20 protein-coding genes and 1 pseudogene are annotated in these 19,503 nt (G+C 59.4%); 11 read left to right on the top strand and 10 right to left on the bottom strand.

Translation table 11 applies throughout. The features are described from left to right. Positions 1-7 precede the first annotated feature (7 nt). Genes dprA through HMPREF1153_RS00550 form a run of 6 tightly spaced genes read left to right on the top strand, consistent with a single transcriptional unit; the run spans position 8 to position 7,362 of the window. Complete coding sequence (gene dprA / locus HMPREF1153_RS00575) at positions 8-1,102, top strand: DNA-processing protein DprA (protein WP_009644921.1); 1,095 nt, start codon at positions 8-10, stop codon at positions 1,100-1,102. Positions 1,103-1,129: 27 nt separating this feature from the next. After that, entirely contained in the window at positions 1,130-3,625 is a 2,496-nt protein-coding gene (topA, locus tag HMPREF1153_RS00570) for a type I DNA topoisomerase (protein ID WP_009644989.1), read from the top strand. After that, entirely contained in the window at positions 3,622-4,935 is a 1,314-nt protein-coding gene (gene trmFO, locus HMPREF1153_RS00565) for a methylenetetrahydrofolate--tRNA-(uracil(54)-C(5))-methyltransferase (FADH(2)-oxidizing) TrmFO (protein ID WP_009644911.1), read from the top strand. The genes topA and trmFO overlap by 4 nt, the downstream gene beginning before the upstream one ends. 11 nt (positions 4,936-4,946) lie before the next feature. Continuing rightward, the gene (hslV, locus tag HMPREF1153_RS00560; protein WP_009644931.1) at positions 4,947-5,489 is read left to right on the top strand and encodes an ATP-dependent protease subunit HslV; all 543 of its coding nucleotides are present in this window, start codon (positions 4,947-4,949) and stop codon (positions 5,487-5,489) included. A gap of 19 nt (positions 5,490-5,508) precedes the next feature. Continuing rightward, positions 5,509-6,909 carry an ATP-dependent protease ATPase subunit HslU gene (gene hslU / locus HMPREF1153_RS00555; RefSeq protein WP_037369327.1) on the top strand — a complete coding sequence of 467 codons (1,401 nt, stop codon included), beginning with the start codon at positions 5,509-5,511 and terminating at the stop codon, positions 6,907-6,909. Positions 6,910-6,936: 27 nt separating this feature from the next. Next, on the top strand, positions 6,937-7,362 hold the full coding sequence (locus HMPREF1153_RS00550) for a hypothetical protein (RefSeq protein WP_009644939.1): 426 nt from the start codon (positions 6,937-6,939) through the stop codon (positions 7,360-7,362). A gap of 86 nt (positions 7,363-7,448) precedes the next feature. Here HMPREF1153_RS00550 and HMPREF1153_RS00545 read toward each other — a convergent pair whose 3' ends face one another. The 4 genes and pseudogenes from HMPREF1153_RS00545 to HMPREF1153_RS00530 all read right to left on the bottom strand — a co-directional run bounded on the left by HMPREF1153_RS00545 (position 7,449) and on the right by HMPREF1153_RS00530 (position 10,074). Continuing rightward, on the bottom strand, positions 7,449-8,090 hold the full coding sequence (locus HMPREF1153_RS00545) for an NAD(P)H-binding protein (RefSeq protein WP_009645018.1): 642 nt from the start codon (positions 8,088-8,090) through the stop codon (positions 7,449-7,451). Between the two features lie 27 nt (positions 8,091-8,117). Then, entirely contained in the window at positions 8,118-8,975 is an 858-nt protein-coding gene (gene hchA / locus HMPREF1153_RS00540) for a glyoxalase III HchA (protein WP_009644900.1), read from the bottom strand. A gap of 48 nt (positions 8,976-9,023) precedes the next feature. After that, positions 9,024-9,632: pseudogene (locus HMPREF1153_RS00535) on the bottom strand (nitroreductase family protein). A gap of 46 nt (positions 9,633-9,678) precedes the next feature. After that, positions 9,679-10,074 (bottom strand): hypothetical protein, encoded by a 396-nt coding sequence (locus HMPREF1153_RS00530; RefSeq protein WP_009644901.1) that lies wholly within the window; start codon positions 10,072-10,074, stop codon positions 9,679-9,681. A 229-nt stretch (positions 10,075-10,303) separates the two neighbouring features. Between HMPREF1153_RS00530 and HMPREF1153_RS00525 the strand changes: the two genes are divergently transcribed. Next, on the top strand, positions 10,304-10,840 hold the full coding sequence (locus HMPREF1153_RS00525; protein ID WP_009644980.1) for a TetR/AcrR family transcriptional regulator: 537 nt from the start codon (positions 10,304-10,306) through the stop codon (positions 10,838-10,840). Between the two features lie 106 nt (positions 10,841-10,946). Next, complete coding sequence (locus HMPREF1153_RS00520) at positions 10,947-11,471, top strand: flavodoxin (RefSeq protein ID WP_009644970.1); 525 nt, start codon at positions 10,947-10,949, stop codon at positions 11,469-11,471. A 326-nt stretch (positions 11,472-11,797) separates the two neighbouring features. On the opposite strand, the gene HMPREF1153_RS12620 is transcribed toward HMPREF1153_RS00520, so the two are convergent. From HMPREF1153_RS12620 to HMPREF1153_RS00495, 6 genes are all read right to left on the bottom strand, one after another. Beyond that, the gene (locus tag HMPREF1153_RS12620; RefSeq protein ID WP_009644913.1) at positions 11,798-11,971 is read right to left on the bottom strand and encodes a hypothetical protein; all 174 of its coding nucleotides are present in this window, start codon (positions 11,969-11,971) and stop codon (positions 11,798-11,800) included. Further along, on the bottom strand, positions 11,968-12,189 hold the full coding sequence (locus HMPREF1153_RS12860) for a hypothetical protein (protein WP_232208142.1): 222 nt from the start codon (positions 12,187-12,189) through the stop codon (positions 11,968-11,970). Before HMPREF1153_RS12860 ends, HMPREF1153_RS12620 begins: the two co-directional genes overlap by 4 nt. A gap of 374 nt (positions 12,190-12,563) precedes the next feature. After that, on the bottom strand, positions 12,564-13,685 hold the full coding sequence (locus HMPREF1153_RS00510; protein ID WP_037369298.1) for an ABC transporter permease: 1,122 nt from the start codon (positions 13,683-13,685) through the stop codon (positions 12,564-12,566). Beyond that, positions 13,682-14,803, bottom strand: coding sequence for an ABC transporter permease (locus tag HMPREF1153_RS00505; protein WP_009645010.1), 1,122 nt, complete (start codon positions 14,801-14,803; stop codon positions 13,682-13,684). Before HMPREF1153_RS00505 ends, HMPREF1153_RS00510 begins: the two co-directional genes overlap by 4 nt. Then, positions 14,800-16,332: an ATP-binding cassette domain-containing protein gene (locus HMPREF1153_RS00500; RefSeq protein ID WP_009644897.1), complete on the bottom strand. Its 1,533-nt coding sequence runs from the start codon at positions 16,330-16,332 to the stop codon at positions 14,800-14,802. Before HMPREF1153_RS00500 ends, HMPREF1153_RS00505 begins: the two co-directional genes overlap by 4 nt. After that, positions 16,329-17,330 (bottom strand): HlyD family efflux transporter periplasmic adaptor subunit, encoded by a 1,002-nt coding sequence (locus tag HMPREF1153_RS00495; protein ID WP_009644975.1) that lies wholly within the window; start codon positions 17,328-17,330, stop codon positions 16,329-16,331. Before HMPREF1153_RS00495 ends, HMPREF1153_RS00500 begins: the two co-directional genes overlap by 4 nt. Before the next feature lie 218 nt (positions 17,331-17,548). On the opposite strand from HMPREF1153_RS00495, the gene HMPREF1153_RS00490 reads away from it, so the two are divergent. The 3 genes from HMPREF1153_RS00490 (at position 17,549) to rpmF (ending at position 19,487) form a co-directional block, all read left to right on the top strand. Further along, complete coding sequence (locus tag HMPREF1153_RS00490; RefSeq protein ID WP_009644950.1) at positions 17,549-18,682, top strand: HD-GYP domain-containing protein; 1,134 nt, start codon at positions 17,549-17,551, stop codon at positions 18,680-18,682. 97 nt (positions 18,683-18,779) lie between these two features. Next, a complete protein-coding gene (locus HMPREF1153_RS00485) occupies positions 18,780-19,280 on the top strand; it encodes a YceD family protein (RefSeq protein ID WP_009645031.1) in 501 nt (166 codons plus the stop codon). A gap of 27 nt (positions 19,281-19,307) precedes the next feature. Further along, a complete protein-coding gene (gene rpmF, locus HMPREF1153_RS12175; RefSeq protein WP_009644988.1) occupies positions 19,308-19,487 on the top strand; it encodes a 50S ribosomal protein L32 in 180 nt (59 codons plus the stop codon). Positions 19,488-19,503 lie beyond the last annotated feature (16 nt).

Genomic DNA, 19,503 nt, shown 5'->3' with positions numbered 1-19,503 from the left:
TGACTTCATGGAGCGATTCTTCCTCGCGGCTCTTTGCCGTGCTCCGGGCGTGGGGAGTCGTGTGGCGGCCTCCCTCGTGCGCGTTTTTGGGTCGGCGCAGGACGCGTGGCACGCGCGCGCCGAGGCGCTTCGTGCAGCGCATCTTTCGCCCGAGCGTGCGGCGGCGCTGCATGATTTTTGCCGCAGGAACGAAGCTCTGCCCGAGGAGATTGCGGCTGCGTGCGAAAAGGGCGGCATCTCGCTCTTCGTTCCGTTAGATGAGGCATATCCCGCTCTGTTGAAGGAAATCTACAATCCGCCGCAGACGCTCTTTTGCCGCGGCTCGCTCGATTGCCTGAAGCATCCCGTCGTCGCCATGGTCGGCGCACGGCACGCGAGCGCCTATGGCAAGGGGGCGGCGGAGGACATCGCGCTCGGTCTTGCCGAGCGCGGTTTTGTCGTCGTGAGCGGCGCGGCGCGCGGCATCGACACGGCCTCGCACAAGGGCGCTTTGCAGGCGGGCGAGACGGTCGCCGTGCTCGGCTGCGGTGTCGATGTCGCCTATCCGCGCGAGAATGCGCGGCTTCTGGCGGAGATTGCCGAGAAGGGTGCGGTTATTTCCGAGTATGCGCCGGGCACGGCGCCGCTCGCGGCCTTTTTCCCCGCGCGGAACCGCATCATCAGCGGCATCGCGCATGGCACAATCGTCGTCGAGGCGGCGGAGCGGAGCGGCTCTTTGATCACGGCGGAGTTCGCCCTGAGCGAGGGGCGCGACGTCTTTGCCGTGCCCGGCAGCATCTACTCGGCGACGAGCCGTGGCTGCCATCGCCTGATTCAGCAGGGGGCGCGGCTTGTCGTCTCGGCCGCCGACGTTGCCGCTGAGTACGAGGACGACGCGCCGCGAACGAGCGCATCGCCCCCGCAGGAGTTGACTGAGGAGGAAGCGGCGGTCTACGCGCTCCTTTCGCGTGAGGCGGCGCTTTCTCTCGACGAGCTGATCTGCCGCCTGCAGGGCAAGGCCGCGAACGTCGCATTCCTTTTGCTGGGACTGCGCGTCAAGGGTCTTGTCGAAGAGACGCCCATGCGCACATACATCCGCAGCGCCAAGGGGAAGAGTGTTTGAGTATCTAAGAGTTGAGGAGGGGCGATCTTGCCGACAGCGCAGAAAAAGACGCCGCAAGAGAAGAATAGGGAAGTCGCAGGGCAAGCGGAGAAAAAAGAAGGGAAGAGAGCCGCTGGAAAGGGTGCGGCGAAGACAGCCGCCGTGGAAAAGCCGGCAGCGAAGGAGGCTGCCGTAAAGAAGGCTTCGGCGAAGAAGACGGCGACCAAGAAATCCGCTGCGAAGAAGTCCGCCGCGACGGCATCTGCCGCTGAGAAGAGGCCTGCCGAAAAAAAGTCAGCGCTGAAGAAGACTGCTGCGAAGAAGACCGTTGCGAAGAAGACCGCGGCGAAAAAGACTGCAGCGAAGAAGGAAGCTCCGCAGACCTTGGTCGTTGTCGAGTCGCCGGCGAAGGCGAAGACGATCGAGAAGTATCTCGGCAAGAAATACATGGTGCGAGCGTCCATGGGGCATCTGCGCGATCTTCCGAAGAGCCAGTTCGGCATTGACGTTGAGAACGACTTTGCGCCGAAGTACATCAATATCCGCGGCAAGGGCGATCTCATCAAGGCGCTGAAGAAGGATGCGAAGCGCGCCGCCAAGATCTATCTGGCAAGCGATCCTGACCGCGAAGGCGAGGCGATCGCTTGGCATCTCGCGCACATTCTGGGCATCGACCCGAACGAGAATTGCCGCATCGTCTTCAACGAGATCACGAAGCCGGCCATACAGGCGGCAGTCAAGGAGCCGTACCCGATCAACATCGACCGCGTAGACGCGCAGCAGGCGCGCCGCATGCTCGACCGCATCGTCGGCTACAAGCTCAGCCCGCTCCTCTGGCGCAAGATCAAGAAGGGGCTTTCCGCCGGTCGCGTGCAGTCGGTGACGGTCAAGCTTATATGCGACCGCGAGAAGGAGATCCAGGCCTTCGTGCCCGAGGAATACTGGACGGTCGGCATGAAGCTCAAGAAGGGGCGCGGCGCACAGTTTGCCGCTGAACTCGCGACCGTCGACGGCAAGAAGCTCGCGCTGCACTCGAAAGAAGAAACGTCAGCTCTCGTCAAGGATATGGCGAAGCAGATCTTTTCGGTTAAGGAGGTCAAGAAGCGCGAGCGCAGGCGCAATCCTGTCGCGCCCTTTACGACGAGCAGCATGCAGCAGGACGCATCGAGGAAGCTCGGCTTCACGTCGCGCCGCACGATGATGATCGCCCAGCAGCTCTATGAGGGCGTCGAACTTGGTCGGCGCGGCCCCGTCGGCCTCATCACATACATGCGCACGGATTCGACGCGCCTTTCCGACCTCGCGCTCGATGAGGTGCGCGGCTACGTCGGCACGTCGTTCGGCGCGGATTACCTGCCTGAAAAGCCCAATATCTATGCGGCGGGCAAGAAGGCGCAGGACGCGCACGAGGCGATTCGGCCGACGAGTGTCGAGAACACGCCTGAGCTTATGGAAAAATATTTGTCGCGTGAGCAGCTTCGTCTCTACACCCTGATCTGGCAGCGCTTCGTCGCGAGCCAGATGACGCCCGCCGTCTTCGATACGGTGAGCGTCAGCGTGGCGGCAGGCGAGCGCTACATCGCGCGCGCTTCCGGCTCGACGCTGAAGTTCCCGGGCTTCCTCGCCGTCTATGCCGACAACAAGAAGGAAAAGGACGTGCTCCTGCCCGAACTTGCGGCAGGGGAAGCGCTTTCCCTCTTGGATCTTCTGCCCGAGCAGCACTTCACGGAACCGCCGCCGCGATACAATGAGGCGTCGCTCGTCAAGACACTTGAGGAAGAGGACATCGGCCGTCCGAGCACCTATGCGCCGATCATTGAGACGATTTTGGCGCGCGGCTACGTCGTGCGCCAGGACAAGCATTTCCAGCCGACCGACCTCGGCTTCCTCGTCAACGACATGCTCGAAGAACATTTCAAGGACATCGTCGACGTGCAGTTCACGGCGGGACTGGAAAACGAGCTTGACGAAATCGCCGAGGGAAAGGTGGACAAGAACGACCTTCTGCGCGGCTTTTACGAGCCGTTTGAAAAGACGCTCGAAGAGGCGGACGAGGCGATTGGCGAGGTAGAGATCCCCGAGGAGGTTTCCGACGTCATCTGCGAGAAGTGCGGCAGGAACATGGTCGTCAAGCAGGGACGCTACGGCAAGTTCCTCGCCTGCCCAGGCTTTCCCGACTGCCGCAACACGAAGCCGCTTTTGAAAGATACGGGCGTGCCGTGCCCCAAGTGCGGCGGCAGGATCGTCGAGCGCCGCTCAAGGCGCGGGCAGGCGTTCTACGGCTGCGAAAATTATCCCGCGTGCGACTATGTGACATGGGACCAGCCATTGACGGAAAAGTGCCCGGAATGCGGCGCTTTCATGCTGCGCCATCGCTACAAGAACGGAAGAATCCTGCCCTACTGCAGCAACGAGGAATGCAAGACGCGCATCGATCACCCGATCAACAAGGAGATTGAGAGGAGCCGCGCACGCTTGGAAGCGAAGAAGGCGAAGGAAGCTGCAGCGGCGGAAAAGGCGGCGGAAGCGGAGGCAACAACGTGAAGAAGGTCATTGTCGTGGGCGCGGGACTTGCGGGCAGCGAAGCTGCATGGCAGGCGGCCGAGAGCGGCGCTCAGGTCACGCTCTATGAGATGCGCCCTGCCGACTCAAGTCCCGCGCACAAGACGGCGGATTTCGCCGAGCTCGTTTGCAGCAATTCTCTGCGCGGCGCGGGTCTTGAGAACGCCGTCGGCGTCCTCAAGGAGGAGATGCGCCGTCTCGGCTCTCTCGTCATGGCAGCAGCGGACGCGACTCGCGTGCCGGCGGGCGGTGCGCTCGCCGTCGATCGTGAGGGATTCTCACGCTTTATCACTGAGAAGCTCACGGCGCACCCGCGCGTCGAGGTCGTGCGGATGCGCGTCGAGACGATTCCGCGAGAAGAGGATGCCGTGACCATCGTGGCGTCCGGCCCTCTGACGGACGGTGCGCTCGCCGCCTGCCTGCGCGAGATGATGGGCGATGCGTCCTTTTACTTTTACGATGCGGCGGCTCCCATCGTGACGCTCGAATCCATCGACATGACGAAGGCCTATCGCGCTTCGCGCTACGGCAAGGGCGAGCCTGCCTACATCAACTGCCCGATGACAGAAGAGGAGTACCGCGCCTTCTGGCAGGCGCTGACGACGGCGGAAACGGCGGAGCTGCACAGCTTTGAAAAGCCCGTGTTCTTCGAGGGCTGTATGCCCGTAGAGGTCATGGCTTCGCGCGGGGAAAGCACGCTTCTCTTCGGCCCTTTGAAGCCCGTCGGCCTCGAAGACCCGAAGACGGGCGTGCGCCCGCATGCCGTCGTGCAGCTTCGCCAGGACAATGCCGCGGGCACGCTCTACAACATCGTGGGCTTTCAGACGCATTTGAAATGGGGCGAGCAGCGGCGCGTCTTCTGCATGATCCCGGGACTGGAAAATGCCGAGTTCATGCGCTACGGCGTCATGCACCGCAACACATACATCGATTCGCCGCGTCTTCTCGCGCCGACGTATCAGCTCAAGAAGGAGGCGGAGCTTCTCTTCGCCGGACAGATGACGGGCGTCGAGGGCTACGTCGAGTCAGCGGCCTCGGGTCTTGTCGCAGGAATCAATGCCGCGCGGCTCGCAAAGGGGAAGAGGCCGCTCGTGTTTCCGCGCGAGATGTGCCACGGCGCACTCGCTGCCTACATCACGGAGGCAGATTCGCGTCACTTCCAGCCGATGAACGTCAACTTCGGGCTGTTGCCTCCCTTGGAGGGACGCATCCGCGACAAGAAGCGCAAGAAGGAAATGCTCGCCGAGCGTGCGCTTTGCGCGCTTGAAGATTTTCGCGGCGAGATGGAGTAGGAGGACAAGCTATGGAACAGACATTTCACGCGACGACCATCGTCGCCGTGCGTCAGAAGGGAAAGACGGCGATCGCGGGCGACGGTCAGGTTACGTTCGGACAGAGCGCCATCATGAAATCGACGGCGCGCAAGGTGCGCCGCCTTTACCACGGCAAGGTCGTCGCGGGCTTCGCTGGCTCGGTCGCCGACGCCTTCACGCTCTTCGAGAAGTTTGAGGCGAAACTGGAGGAATTCAACGGCAACCTGATGCGCGCTTCGGTCGAGCTTGCCAAGGAGTGGCGCACGGATCGCGTGCTCCGAAAGCTCGAAGCGCTGCTTCTCGTCGCCGATGCCGAGACGCTTTTGATGATCTCGGGCGGCGGCGAGGTCATTGAGCCGGACGGCGACGTTGCGGCGATCGGCTCGGGCGGCTTCTACGCGCTCGCGGCAGCGCGCGCCCTCGTCAAGCACACGGACATGGAAGCGGCGGAAATCGCCAAGGAAGCCTTGACGCTCGCCGCCGATATATGCGTCTTTACGAATCACAACATCAAGGTAGAGGAGCTGGATTGACTTGCAGGAAAAGGTCGAAATGGAAGAGAGCATGCTGAACGAGCAGACGCCGCGCCAGATCGTCGAGGAACTTGACCGCTACATCGTCGGGCAGAAGGAAGCGAAGCGAGCCGTCGCCATCGCGCTCAGAAACCGCTGGCGCAGCCGACAGCTTGACGTCGCCATGCAGGACGATGTCATACCGAAAAACATTCTGATGATCGGTTCGACGGGCGTCGGCAAGACCGAGATCGCGCGTCGTCTGGCGAGACTCGTCAAGGCGCCGTTCATCAAGGTCGAGGCGACGAAGTTCACGGAAGTCGGCTATGTGGGACGCGATGTCGAGTCCATCGTGCGCGACCTCGCCGAGACGGCCGTGCGCATGGTGCGCCAGGAGCGCATGGAAAAGGTGCAGGAAAGGGCAGCCGAGCTGGCCGAGGAGCGCATCCTCGATGTATTCGTGCCGCAGCCGAAGAAGTCGCAGAACCCCTTGGGCAAGCTTTTTGGCGGCTCTGACGACGAGGAAAAGGAATCGTCGGAGGAAAATAAGGAGCCGAAGTATGCGGCGGGGCGCGAGTGGGTCAGAAAGCGCCTGCTGAAAGGCGAGCTGGAAAAAGAAGTCATCGAGATCGAGATCGAGGACTCGGGCAAGCCGATGGTCGGCATGTTCGCAGGCTCGAGCCTTGAGAGCATGGGCGACAATCTGCAGGACATGATGGCGAACCTCATGCCGAAGAAGCAGAAGAAGCGCAAGGTCTCCGTGGCGGCGGCGCGCAAGCTCTTTCAACAAGAAGAAGCCGCGAAGCTCGTCGACATGGAGGAGGTCAAGGACGCCGCCATCCGCGCGGCGGAAAAGAGCGGCATCGTCTTCCTCGACGAGATCGACAAGGTCGCCGTCAAGGGGCAGGGCTCAGGTCCCGACGTCTCGCGTGAAGGCGTGCAACGCGACATCCTGCCGATCGTCGAAGGCTCGACCGTCATGACGAAGTACGGCCCGATCAAGACCGATCACATCCTCTTCATTGCGGCGGGCGCGTTCCACACGGCGAAACCGTCCGATCTCATTCCGGAGCTGCAGGGACGCTTCCCGATTCGCGTCGAGCTGAAGTCGCTGCAGAAGGAAGACTTCCAGCGCATCCTGACCGAGCCGCAGAACGCTCTTTTGAAGCAGTACAAGGCGCTTCTCGCGACTGAGGGCATCGCGCTCGACTTTGCGGACGACGCCATCGAGCGCCTCGCGCAGCTCGCCTGCGACGTCAACACCCAGACCGAGAACATCGGCGCACGCCGCCTGCATACGATCTTGGAAAAGCTCTTGGAGGATCTCTCTTTCGACGCTCCCGAGATGGAAGAAAAGGAAGTCCGCGTCGACGCCGCCTACGTCGACAAGAAGCTCAAGGACATCGCCGTCAACCGCGATTTGAGTCAGTTTATTTTGTAAGGTTCTTCGAGAAAAGGTGGGATTTGTATGAATCTGAATCTCAGCAGGAAAGTTTTTGCCGCCGTTTTTACATTTTGCCTTGCGATCTGCACATCGACGGCTTTTGCCGATCTGCCTGAAGCCGATGTAGCTCCCGGCATCTACAGCTACGACGGCGATCCCAACTTCATCGTATGGGACTGCGGCTCTCATGTGAAATCGGTGGCCGATGTGAGTTCGGCGTACATCATGAGCGAGGGAGAGGACTACGAAGACTTCGCGTTCCTCTCCTTTGCCGTCGTGTGGGACAGCCGCATCGGCGAGATGACGGTAGAGCCGCAGCATACCGTCGTGTTCCGCTATAAGAAGGATACGGATGAATACTATATGCCGTTGTCGAAATTTGACTCTGTAGAGCGAAGAGATAATAAACTTGACTATCTGCGTGCAGCTGCGCATGAGAACAGTGATTGAGCAACGTATAGCTGGATGGGCATAGTGCTCCCAAATAAGACAAAGACGCCCCATAAGCCGCATGGATGGCTTATGGGGCATCTTTTTTACGCGAAATCGCGGACATCCTGCCCTTCGATGATTCTTGTGCCGCTCGCGGAATCCAGACCCAACGCGGCCATCGAGCGCGCAACGACGGCGGTTTCCATCGGCGCGAGCCGCTTGGCGAGGCCGATGGCATTGGCGGCCTGAAGGAACTTGACGGAGGCGGTCTCACCAAAGCGCTTGCTTTTCGCGCGTATGAGGCTCGGCGGACGCACGATGCTCAGCGAATCGAAGCCAAGACACTGAACGGCGTCGTCTAGCTCGCCCTTCAGGCGCAGATAGAAGATGCTCGACTTGCTGTTCGCGCCTATGGAGGACAGCAGTACGAGGCTCTTCACGCCGTTTGCCCTGGCGGCTTTCGCGAAGGTGAGCTGGTAATCGTAGTCGATATGGCGCTGCGCTTCCTTGGAGCCTGCCTGCTTGAGCGAGGTGCCGAGCGTCGAAAAGAGGACGTCGCCTTTGACAAGCTCCTGCCACGTCGCGGGCGCGTCGAAGTCGATCGTATGCTCCCGGAGCTTTTCGTGCTGTACGCCGAGCGCGCGCCGCGCAAAGGCGACGACCTCCGTATAGCGCGCATCCTCGAGAAGCGCCTGCAGCAAGTCTTTGCCGACCGCGCCCGTCGCGCCGATCAAAACAGCTTTCATGGGTATCGCCTCTTTCTTTCGATGTATCTACTTGACTTCCGCAAGCAGAGTTTCTGCTGCCAGTTTGCCGAGGGCATTGGAGGCGAGCGGGCTGTCTCCCGTCAGGAGCGTGCGGTCGCGATGCACCTTGCCGGTGATGTCGGAGTTGAGGATCTTCACGCCGAGCGCCGCGAGATTTTTGCCGACGAGCTTCTTCAAGCGCCCCGGCATGTAGCCGATGGCGATGTTCGCGCCTTCGTCGAGGCTGTCGGGGAAGACGCAGAGCTCGTAGCCGACGAAGGGGAAGCCCTTCGCATCGTTCGCCGCGAGAAGCGAGGCGGGGCCGTGGCAGAGACTGATAATGAACACCTCGTTGGCGAACGCCCAGTGCAGGACGTCATGCACCTCGCGGCTTTCGGGGATGGCGTTGAGCACGCCGTGACCGCCGGGAATAAAGACGGCAGCGTAGGGAACGTCCGCCGCTTCCGTCATGGCTTTGAGCGTTTCTTCAAGCTTCTGCGGTTCTTCCATCTGCGGCAGGACTTCTTCGTAGAAGGCCATGACGGCGTCGTCGCCCAAGGGCATCGCCCATTGCTCGAATTTGGCGCGCCTGCCCGAAAGCGTCGCGATATCGAACGAGAAGCCCGCCGCCGCGAGGTGCATCATCGGCAGAAGCGTTTCGACGGGGTGGTTGCCGGTCGAAAAAAGCTTGCCGTTTTCCATCGCAAGGTAGCGCTCATCCGAAAGAATGACAAGCACCTTCTTCTTGCCGCCGTAGCGCGAATCGTACTTTGCGCCGTCGAAGTCGGTCTTTGCGGCGGTGTAGACGGACAGGGAGTAGGGCGAGGGGAAAAAGGCGTTCCACTCCGCCGTATCGGGCATGGGGGTCTTGATGGATTCTGTCATGGAAATCTTTCTTTCTTGCTGCTGTGAGGTACTTATAAATACAGCGCATCAGAAACGCTGCAAAATGATGTCATCCATCGAAAGGCGCGGGCGCGGCGGCGGGGACTGCAGGGCGTAGCCGATCTGCAGGGCGCAGACGATGCCGAAGCGCGCGTCGATGCCGAGGATTTCACGCACTTTTTCCTTGTCGAACATGCCGATCCAGCATGTGCCGAGGCCGTGCGCAACGGCGGTAAGATCCATGTGCGTCACGGAGATCGCCGTGTTGTAGACGGCGTAGGACGCCTTTTCCACTTCGTCGTTGGCGCGCTGAGCGCGCAGGGCTTCCACCTTGCCCGCGTCCATTGTAACGTCCTCGAAGGCGTCGGACGCTGTAAGTTCGGCGAAGCGTTCGGGCATTTTCTTGATCGCCTCGCGGTCGAAGCATGCGAGAATGAGGAGCGGCGCTTCGGCGAAGAAGGAGAGCGGCGAGGCTTCCTTGAGCCGCTTTCGCACGGCTTCGTCCTCGACGACGACGTAGTGTCAAGGCTGGATGTTGCCGCCCGAGGGGGCGCGCCTGCCAGCTTCGAGGATCGCCTCGACGATCTCCTTCGGGATGGGGCGCGTATCGAACTTTCGTATGCTGCGGCGCTTTTCCAAAACGCTTTGAAAATCCATGGAGAAACTCCTTTCTATAGGAAGCGTTGAATGTATCCGTGAGTTCTTAAAAAATGTAGCGTCCTTCCATGCCGCGCTTGGGACGTGCGGCGAGGAAGTCCTCACGCAGAAGTTCGCGCTCCGCTTTCTCGAGCGTGTAGTTCTTGCCGAGGAGCGTGAGCGTTTCCGCATGTCCCGATTCGAGGCCGACGTTCATGCCGTTGAAGCGCAGGCGGCGAAGCTCCTGCAGTTCCTCGTCCGTCTTGCGCGCGATGCTCTCGATGGAGGCATAGGAAGCGATCGTCTCGACCTCGGGGAAGATCTCGATGATCTTCTTGCCGATGGCCTCAAGCCGCGAAAAGCCCAGCGAAAAGGCGTCGCCGTTCAGCAGAAAGATGCGCTTGACCGTGCGGTATACAGTGCGCGCTTCAAGCAGGTCATGCTCGACCTGCGCGAGCTCCAATAGAAACCGAATGCGAGCGTCAGCAATGTCAGCATGGGAATCCTCCTTCGTTCGTGTTACACATGTAACATCTTGACTTTATTATAGCGGCAAGGTGTTACATGTGTCAATGGTATGCGAGCAAGTGATACAAAGGCGGCGCTTTGTCACAGATGGGCTTGTGCGGAGTGTTACTCTTGTAACATGTTGAAAGAAGGCTTATAATGGAGGATAGGAAAGGAGTGGATTTATGCAGGAAACCGCCAATCCCATCGCGCTGCGCTACCGTCGGATGATTCTCGACGCCTTCGCCGCGCTCACGCGCACGACGCCCTACGGCGAGATCACGATCCTGCGCATCGTGCAGGAGGCGGACGTGTCGCGTCAGACATTCTACCGCCATTTTCGCTCGAAGGACGAGATCCTTGCCGCCATGCTGCAGAGGATCGCCGACGGCGTGACCGAGCGTCTGCAAAGCTTGCAGCAGCCGACGCGCCGCGAGATCTTTGCGACGTATCTCTCCTTCTGGCGCGAGAATGCGGATTTTTTGCGCATCGTTTGCGAAGGGCACGTCGAATCGTGGCTCATCGCGCGCTACGGAGAAATCATGCGCGAGAAGCTCGACATCCTGCGCCCGCATTTCGCGGCGCTTTCCGAGCGTGAGTTCGATCTGATGAAATCGTTCCTTATCGGTGGACTCTATCAGCTGAAAGCGGACTGGTACGCGCAGGGCTTCGAGGAAGAGCCGGACTTCCTCGCCGCGCTGCTCGACAAAACGCTCGCCTGAGAAAGTTTGACTCCATACGCATTGACTTGAAGTTGACTTCAAGAAATAAAATGAAAGACAGAGGTTTGCAGAAGCAAACCGAGGGAACTGTGGGAGGAAATTGGAAATGGTAAAGACACTCGTTATCTACTACTCGCGCAAGGGCGAGAATTATGTCAACGGCAGGATTGAAAAGCTGACGAAGGGCAATACCGAGATCGTCGCCGAATTTATTCAAAAGGCGGTGGACGCCGACATCTTCGAGATCGAGACGAAGAAAGCGTATGCGGCGGACTACAATGAATGTACGCGGGAGGCGAAGGAGGAGCTCAAGGCGCACGCTTTGCCGGAGCTCGTGCGTATGCTCGATTCCATCGCAACGTATGACAACATCGTCGTGGCGGGACCTTGCTGGTGGGGCACCTATCCGATGGCGGTCGTCACGCAGCTAAAAGCGCTCGATTTTCATGGCAAGCGCGTGTTCCCCGTCATGACGCACGAAGGCTCGGGGCTGGCCGGCAGCGCCTCGGCGCTTCAAAGCTACTGCGAGGGCGCGACAGTCGGCGAGGGGCTTGCCGTCAAGGGCGCGGAAGCCGCGCAGTCGGAAGAAGCAGTCGCCGCTTGGGCGAAGCGGAATCTTGGGAATCACTGATAAATTCAGCCGCCCATCTTCACACATCTGCACTGTCCTCTCGTCGTCGACAAATCCTCGACGTAGCACCGCTACGCCTCCGGTTTGTCTCCTAGATAGGCACAGCGCATCTGTGCAAATCTGGGAGAATTCATTTTATCAGCGCTTCCCTTGCCTGAGCGCGCCCGGTTCATCACGGGCGCGACCTTTCTCATCGACGGCGGCGCGACGGCTTCCTTCCACTACGGCGCGCTGCAGCCCGAAAAGGCGTAAGCGGTGTAGCAAAAATAAACGAGAAAACTCCCCCGACAGGCTTTTGCCGCAGGCGGGGGAGTGTTTCGTTTGCGTTATGACCAGGTGTCATGCGGGATGTTTGCGTCGAACTGCAGATGAAGGCCGCCCTCCCAGCGACACTTTTCGATCAATGCCTGCAGTTCTTTGAGCGTATCGCCTTCGATGGGGCGGCCGTCGTACAGAAGCGCGACAGGAAATCTTCTGCCCGCCGGTCTCAGCGGCTTCATTCTTCTTGGTCATCGTTTTCTTTTTTTGCGACATTTTCCTTTACGGAAAGAGTTTCTGCTTCCTCCTCCGAATAGAGAAGATCCAGCTTCTCGAACATATTCAGATAAAGTCCTGCCAATGCGTCCTTATCGATCCTATATGGCGCATTTGTGCGGCATCCATTCGCTTCCTGCTCCTTTCTGAAAAGACCCCACTTCATTCGATACTCTTTTTCCATGAATCGGTCGATGTCTGTCCAGTGTGCTGTCTCGCACAGTTTCCAAACGGCAGGGAATATTGAGCGCATGAAGTCCTGATATGTATTTCATGACGACGCTCCTTTCCTGTGGCAGGCGACCCTGCGCTTGCCATGTCTCCTCTTGCTGTTCATATTATAGCATCTTCGCTGGCTTTTGGTCATTCCATTGTACATTAAGCAGAAAGCGCAGATCAAGGCAGCGCGCCCTGCCGACCGAGGTGCAGAGAAGTACATCGGCCGCAGGAAGTACAGCGACATTGAACTGGAAGACGATGAGAAGGATCCGCGCGCACAATATTTTGCTTGCTGTAAGCTGTACGCATAATGACCGTAGGTGGAGGCTGGTACGCAGCTTACATTGTCTTGTTCCGAAACAGCCACATGGCAAAGGGCAGAGTGACGCCGGCGATGAGGAGCAGGGGGATGTAGTCGCCGATGAGGTCGGCGGCGACGGCGCCCTCCAAGTAGACGCGCCGCACGGCCTCGACGGCGAAGCGCAGAGGGTCGATGTAGGTGAGGATCTGCAGGATGCGCGGCATGTTGGCGACGGGCGTTGCGATCCCTGAGAGAAGGGCAAGCGGCAGCAGGAGGACGAAGAGGTAGACGAGGACTTGCTGCATGCTGCGTGCGATGGCGGAGACGCACAGCCCGATGCCCGTCGAGCTGAGGATGAAGAGGAAGAGCGTCAGATAGAGCGTAAGGAAGGAGCCGGCAAACGGAATCTCGAACCAAAAGAGGGAAATGAGCAGGAGAAGCGTGCTCTGCACAAGTCCGATGAGCATGGGCGGAAGCGCCTTGCCGATGAGGATCTCCACGGGGGCAAGCGGCGTGACGAGAAGCTGATCGAAGGTGCCTTGTTCGCGCTCTCGGGCGATGGAGAGTCCGGCGAGCATGATGACTTGCACGAAGGAGATCATGGCGATGATGCTCGGCAGGAAGGTCCAGCGCGTGATCTGGTTCGCGTTATACCATGTGCGGCTCGTCAGTGTGATGGCGGGCGCGGCATGCAGTCTCTCTGCGTTCCAGCGCGCGATGATGGCTGCTGCATAGCCTGTGGCGAGCGTCGATGTGAGCGCGTTGCGGCCGTCGGTGATAATCTCGACGGGGGCGGTTTCGCCGCGAGCGAGACGCGCTTCAAAGTCTGCGGGGATGATGAGTGCCATGAGAATGGTCTCGGAGTTGATCAAAGGCTCAATCTCGGCAGGGACGGCAAGCGTCGCCGTGCGCGAAAATGCGGGCGAGCCGTCGAAGTGCGCGAGCAGGCTCTGCGAGGCTTCACTTCTCGAAGCGTCGACGACGGCGTAGGGTACGGAGTCGAGATTGTAGTTGGCGACGTAGCCGAAGAGCAGCCCCTGGGTGAAGACGGGCACGATCAGAGCGATGCGCATGCGCGGATCTTTCAAAATGGCCAGAAGCTCCTTGTGCCCGAGGTAGTAGAGATGTGTGAAGAAGATGCGGATGCGCTGCATGTTCATTCTCCTACCTTCTTTCGCGTCAGATGAAAGGCAGCGCCGACGAAGAGTGCGGCAAAGCTCGCAAGCACGGCTGTGTTTTTGATGATGAGCGGCCAATAGTTTCCCGTGAGCAGCAGGGACTTCAACATTTGCAGGAAGTAGGGCATGGGCAGGAAACGGCTGATGATGCGGATGCCGAGCGGTGCCGTATGCAGATCGTAGAGGAAGCCCGACAACATGATCGTGGGCAGGAAACTTAGAAGAAGCGCCATCTGGCATGCGAGAAATTGATTCTTCGTCATGGCGGAAATCACGAGTCCGAGACCGAGCGCCATGACGAGGTAAAGCATCGTCGTGCCGAGAATCAAGATGAGGGAGCCGCGCATAGGAAGCTCGTAGAGCAGGTGTCCTGTGATCAGGCACAGGATCATGCCCGTCATGGCAACGAGGAAGTAGGGAATCATCTTGGCGAGAATGAGTTCGAGGCGCTGTACAGGCGTGACGAAGAGCGATTCGAACGTGCCGCGCTCCCATTCGCGCGCCATGACGACGGAGGTGAGAAAGACGCCGACGATGGTCAGGACGAGCATTAAGAGGCCTGGAACGAAAAACCATGTGCTCGTGTTGGCGTCGTTGAACCAGACGCGGCTGACGATTTCGGCGCGCCCGACGTTTTGTTTCGCCAAGGAGCTTTCTGCCGCTTTTTTCAGCACGACCGACTCGAAGTAGCCCTGCGCCGAGGCGGCAGTCGTCGCCTCGATGCCGTTCAGCAGCAGCTCGATTCTGGCCGTGCCGCGAGGAAGATTTCGGCTGAAATCCGTGGGGATGATGAGGACGGCGTCGACTTCGCCGCGCCGCATCATCGCTTCCGCTTCCTGTTTCGAGTGAACGTAGGCAGGGGCGAAATAGTCGCTGCCGTCAAGAAACTGGACGGCGGCGCGCGCCGTGGGCGAGCTGTCTTCCAAGGCGACGGCGGTACGCACGTTTTTCACGTCGAGCGACAGGCCATAGCCGATGATGAGGATGAGGGCGAGCGGCAGGACGACGCCGAGCAGGATGCTGCCGCGGTCGCGTTTCATCTGCTGAAATTCCTTGCGCGTGAGGGCGAAGAGCCGCCGAAGAAAAGCACGGAAATTCATCTTATTGCCTCCTCCCGTTTGCGCGCTTCTTCGACGATGCTGATGAAGACATCGTTCATGTCGGCAGCGGGCATCTTCATGCGCGCGCGTATCTCAGCGGGGCTGCCGAGGACGAGCATCGTGCCGTGATCTTGGATGAGGATGCGCGTGCAGTATTCGGCTTCTTCCATGAAGTGCGTCGTGATGATGACCGTCGTGCCCCTCTTTGAAAGCGCGTCGATCTTCTGCCAGAAGAGGCGGCGCGCACGCGGGTCGATGCCGCTCGTCGGCTCGTCGAGGAAGAGGAGCGGCGGCTCGTGCAGGAGCGCCGCCGCCATGGCGAGCCGCTGCTTGTAGCCGCCGGGAAGATCGCCTGCGCGGTCGTTCTTGCGCTCTTTCAGATCGAATTCGGCGAGGACGGCTTCGATGCGTGCGGCAAGAGCCTTGGGACGAAGCCCGTAGATGCCGCCGAAGAAGCGCAGGTTTTCGAGTGCCGTGAGGTTCTGGTAGAGGGAGAACTTCTGCGCGACGTAGCCGATCTGTGCGCGAGCTTCCGTGCGTGCGCACGCGAGGTCGACGCCCGCCACGCGCAGTTTGCCCGATGTCGCGGGCAAGAGGCCGCAAAGCATGCGGAAGGTCGTGGTCTTGCCTGCGCCGTTCGGTCCGAGGAGGCCGAAGACTTCTCCTTGATACACTTGGAACGAGGTGTTGTTGACGGCCGTGAAGTCGCCGAATTTTTTTACGAGGTCGCGCACCTCGATGATGGCGGAGCGCTTTTCTCCCGAAGCGGTGTCTTCGAACTGCGCCTGTGCCACGCTTGTCGGCGATGTGCCGAATATGCTGTGCAGGGGGCGGCGCACCTCGTCGGGAGTCCCGGCGGCGAGGATGCGCCCGCGATCGAGGAGGATGACCTTCTGACAAAGAGCCGCCTCCGACATGTAGGCGGTCGCGCAGAGAACGGAAAGGCGGGCTTCTCTCGCCTGCTCTTGGAGGATTTCCCACAGTTCGCGCCTCGACAGGGGGTCGACGCCGGCGGTCGGCTCGTCGAGCAGCAGGAGGTCGGGCGAGCGCACGAGGGTGCAGAGGAGTCCGAGCTTCTGCTTCATGCCGCCCGAAAGATTGCCCGCGAGCCGACCGGTGAACGGAGCGAGCCCCGTCATGTGCAGGAGGCGCGGGAAGCGCGTGAGCCGCTCCTCTTGCGCTATGCCATGCAGATCGGCGTAGAGCTGCATGTTTTCCTTGACGGTCAGATCTTCGTAGAGACCGAACTTCTGCGGCATGTAACTGAGGCGGCTCTGAACCTTCTGCGGCTCTTTTGCGACATCGTGTCCGAGGACGAGAAGGTTTCCTGCCGTCTTGTCGAGCAGCCCCGCGATGAGCCGCAGCAGTGTCGTCTTGCCCGCGCCGTCTGGGCCGACGAGCGCCGTGAGCTCGCCTGCGGACACCGAGAAGTCAAGACCTCTGAGCGCCGTGACGGTGCGGGCGTTCTTCGGCGTGAAGGTCTTGACGAGTGCCGTGGCCTCTACGGCGGGTGCAGTTTTGCCCCTCATAGGTCTATCCGCGCATTCACGGGCATGCCGAGGCGCAGGCGGTTGTCGGGATCGTCGACCGAGATGCGCACTTCGTAGACGAGAGATGTCCGAAGATCCTCGGTCTCGACTGTCTTGGGCGTGAACTCCGCCGTTGAGGCAATGAAGCCGACCGTCCCGGTGAGCGGCTTGTCGGCTTCACTCGTCGTCGTGATGAGCGCCTTTTGTCCTTCGTGGATGCGGCTGAGATCGGCTTCCGACACATAGACGCGCACCTGCTTGCGCTCGATGAGGGAGAGCTTGAAGACAGGCATGGCGGGCGAAGCCATGTCGCCGACTTCGAGGAGGCGCGAGCGGATGACGCCCGCCGACGGCGCACGAAGCTCGTACTGTGTGAGCAGGTGGGCGAGGCGCTCCTCTTCTGCGCGGAGTGCGGCAAGCGTCGCTTCCGCCTGTTGGATGTCCTCGCCTCGTGCGCCTGTACGCGCTTCTTCGAGTGCAGCTTCGGCGGCTCTCGTCTTCGCTTCGGCGGAATCGGCTGCGGCGCGCGCGTTGTCAAGCTCCTGCAGGCTGATGCCCTCGCTCGTCTCGTAGATTTCCAACATGCGTGCGTAGATGCCCCTGGCGTTGGCGGAAGCGGCCGCTGCGGCGCGCACGTTTTCCTGCGCCTGGAGGATCTCTTCACTGCGCGTGCCGTTTTTCAGCTTCTCCAAGACGGCCTCCTGCGCCTTAGTCTGCGCCTTTGCTTTTTGCAGGTTCAGTGCAAGTTCCGCCGAGTCGAGCCGTGCGAGAAGTTGGCCTTCTTCGACGGAGTCGCCTTCGTCCACGAGGATTTCGGAGATGCGTTCGCTCGGACGGAAAGCGAGCGTGACCTCGCGGATGTCGACGTTGCCTGAGAGCTTGAGGTGTGCTGCACGTTCGTGCTGCATGGCGGATTCGTGCGCATGATAGAGGTACGCGCCGCTCCCCGCTACGAGCAGCACGAGAGAGAAGAGCAGGAGTTTTGTTCGCATCTTCATGGAGAATGGCCTCCTTCGCTTGCAGGATCTATACTTATGCCCTCATCATAGCAGATTGCATAGGAGACTGCAAATGAATCATATTAAGGATACTTGCACACGGAATTTTTTCATAATCTATGAAGGATTTGTAGCATTAGAAAAATTTTTATGTTATAATTGGGACTGCGAACCTAGGGATGTAAGAATTGGTTTTCAAGCGAAGGAGTGCAGGCGGAATGCTGAAGAAGTATGCGGTAGACCAGCTCAAGGAAGGCATGGTCGTCGGACAGGCAGTCTATAAGGAAGATATGTCTGTCCTCTTGGGAGAGGGTACGGTGCTCAATCAGCAGATGATTGACTCCTTGTCTGAGAGGAACATTGTCTCCGTGGAAATTCGGGAAGAAGGAGAGGAAGAAGGTCCATCTCCCATGCCTCAGAAGCCGCAGGGAGTGCAGGGGGCAGCCGCGAAAATCATTCCGCTGAAGGAGCCGATTCTCGACGAAGGGTACGTCAAGGACTATGGCGATTGCTTCATCGAGCTGAAATCTCTCTTTGAAGTCACGAAGGCGCACGGCTCTGTCGACAAAGATTCAGCAGAAACTCTGGCACAGAATATCCTACCGCTTTGTTCGGGTGCGAAAGCTGTCGCGCACATCCACAACATGACGGCGAAAGGCGAGTACACCATCCATCATAGCCTCCATGTGGCTATTTTGGCAGGGCTTATGGGCAAGTGGCTCAAGATGCCGCAGAAAGATCAGCTGCGCCTCATTACGGCGGGCTCTCTCATCCTTATTGGCAATTTGCGCATCGAGCAGGCGATGCTCGACAAGGAGGGCGTCTTGACGCCTGATGAGCGCAAGATCATGCAGGAACATCCGAAGTTCGGACATGAGCTGATCATGGCGGGAGGCTTGGGCGAGGACAAGGAGATCGCCGAGGCTGTGCTGCAATATCATGAGAGAGGTGATGGTTCGGGCTATCCGAGAGGTCTCGTCAAGGAAGAGATCGGCAAATTCGCACGCGTCCTCGCCATCATGGACATGTACGATGCGATGGCGTCGGACCGCTCCTACGCGAAGAAACGCTCGCCTTTCGAAGTGTTTAACATTTTGTCGGACGACATCATGAATGGGCAGCTCGACACGGAATTCGGCTTCCGTTTCATTCGCCGCGTCTGCCATTCCTTGAACGGAAATTGGGTCAAGCTTTCGAATGGCGAAGCGGGCAAGATCATTTACATCGACGAGTCACGCCTCGCGGCACTTCCCGTCGTGCAGACGATGGATGGCGAGTTTATGGATCTCAACCTGCGCACAGATGTCAAGGTCGAGTATCTGCTGACGAGTCGCGAGATTGAGGAAGAATGAGCGGCAGGCATCCGCAGGAGTGGAAAGCGGAAGGTCTCCCGGCATTTTCTTGACAAATAAAATACGCCTTGCTATAATACCTTGAGGTCGATGCAGAATGATGATGGTTTGTATTGCTGATGCAAACGCCGCGATGGGCAGGGGCGTTTCTTTTTCGTTTGTCACGACGGCAGAAGCGCTTGACGCCGAGCCGGAGGATTGCCGCATAGAAGGGCCTGTCGAGATCACGGGCGAAATTCTCTGCACGGGCGAGGCCTACCGGCTCACGGGCTGTGTGCGCTGCAAAAGAAACGCCGTCTGCGATCGATGCCTTGAGCATTTCTCCGCTAAGGAGAGTTATGCGTTTGATGAAGAAGTCCGACGAACGGACGACGAAAGCGGTCTTTCTATCGTTGACGACAAGATGGACATTTCGCCGCTGATTCGGGATACGCTTCTTGCTGCTCAGCCGATTCACAATGTTTGTCGGCCGGATTGTCTCGGGCTTTGCCCAAAATGTGGTGCAAACCTCAATGAGGGTGAGTGCGGCTGTGACCGTGCTGTGCCTGATCCGAGGCTTGCGGCTTTGGAGCAGCTTTTGAAGAAGCAGAAGATTTGATGCACACAGTAAGGAGGTGTTTCCCGAATGGCAGTACCTAAGCGTAAGATGTCGAAAGCCCGCCGCGATTCGCGCCGTGCGAATTGGAAGCTCACAGCTCCCGGCTTCGTTTCGTGCCCGCAATGTCATGAGCCGAAGATGCCCCATCGTGTTTGCCCCGAGTGCGGTTACTACGATGGCAGAGAAGTCGTTGCTGCGGACGAGTAAGAAATTTGGGGTGAGC

This window comes from Selenomonas sp. CM52 (genome assembly GCF_000292955.1).
Classification (GTDB): domain Bacteria; phylum Bacillota; class Negativicutes; order Selenomonadales; family Selenomonadaceae; genus Selenomonas.
This window is presented reverse-complemented; position numbering and strand designations above follow the sequence as displayed.

Excerpts from the sequence above, each read along its gene's own strand:
- HMPREF1153_RS00545 (WP_009645018.1), bottom strand. The coding sequence starts at position 8,090 with ATGAAAGCTGTTTTGATCGGCGCGACGGGCGCGGTCGGCAAAGACTTG.
- HMPREF1153_RS00520 (WP_009644970.1), top strand. The coding sequence starts at position 10,947 with ATGGTAAAGACACTCGTTATCTACTACTCGCGCAAGGGCGAGAATTAT.
- HMPREF1153_RS00485 (WP_009645031.1), top strand. The coding sequence starts at position 18,780 with ATGATGATGGTTTGTATTGCTGATGCAAACGCCGCGATGGGCAGGGGC.
- HMPREF1153_RS00510 (WP_037369298.1), bottom strand. The coding sequence starts at position 13,685 with ATGAACATGCAGCGCATCCGCATCTTCTTCACACATCTCTACTACCTC.
- HMPREF1153_RS00500 (WP_009644897.1), bottom strand. The coding sequence starts at position 16,332 with ATGAGGGGCAAAACTGCACCCGCCGTAGAGGCCACGGCACTCGTCAAG.
- HMPREF1153_RS12620 (WP_009644913.1), bottom strand. The coding sequence starts at position 11,971 with ATGAAGCCGCTGAGACCGGCGGGCAGAAGATTTCCTGTCGCGCTTCTG.
- HMPREF1153_RS00495 (WP_009644975.1), bottom strand. The coding sequence starts at position 17,330 with ATGAAGATGCGAACAAAACTCCTGCTCTTCTCTCTCGTGCTGCTCGTA.
- dprA (WP_009644921.1), top strand. The coding sequence starts at position 8 with ATGGAGCGATTCTTCCTCGCGGCTCTTTGCCGTGCTCCGGGCGTGGGG.
- rpmF (WP_009644988.1), top strand. The coding sequence starts at position 19,308 with ATGGCAGTACCTAAGCGTAAGATGTCGAAAGCCCGCCGCGATTCGCGC.
- HMPREF1153_RS00550 (WP_009644939.1), top strand. The coding sequence starts at position 6,937 with ATGAATCTGAATCTCAGCAGGAAAGTTTTTGCCGCCGTTTTTACATTT.
- HMPREF1153_RS00505 (WP_009645010.1), bottom strand. The coding sequence starts at position 14,803 with ATGAATTTCCGTGCTTTTCTTCGGCGGCTCTTCGCCCTCACGCGCAAG.
- hslU (WP_037369327.1), top strand. The coding sequence starts at position 5,509 with ATGGAAGAGAGCATGCTGAACGAGCAGACGCCGCGCCAGATCGTCGAG.
- HMPREF1153_RS12860 (WP_232208142.1), bottom strand. The coding sequence starts at position 12,189 with ATGGAAAAAGAGTATCGAATGAAGTGGGGTCTTTTCAGAAAGGAGCAG.
- HMPREF1153_RS00490 (WP_009644950.1), top strand. The coding sequence starts at position 17,549 with ATGCTGAAGAAGTATGCGGTAGACCAGCTCAAGGAAGGCATGGTCGTC.
- HMPREF1153_RS00525 (WP_009644980.1), top strand. The coding sequence starts at position 10,304 with ATGCAGGAAACCGCCAATCCCATCGCGCTGCGCTACCGTCGGATGATT.
- hslV (WP_009644931.1), top strand. The coding sequence starts at position 4,947 with ATGGAACAGACATTTCACGCGACGACCATCGTCGCCGTGCGTCAGAAG.
- hchA (WP_009644900.1), bottom strand. The coding sequence starts at position 8,975 with ATGACAGAATCCATCAAGACCCCCATGCCCGATACGGCGGAGTGGAAC.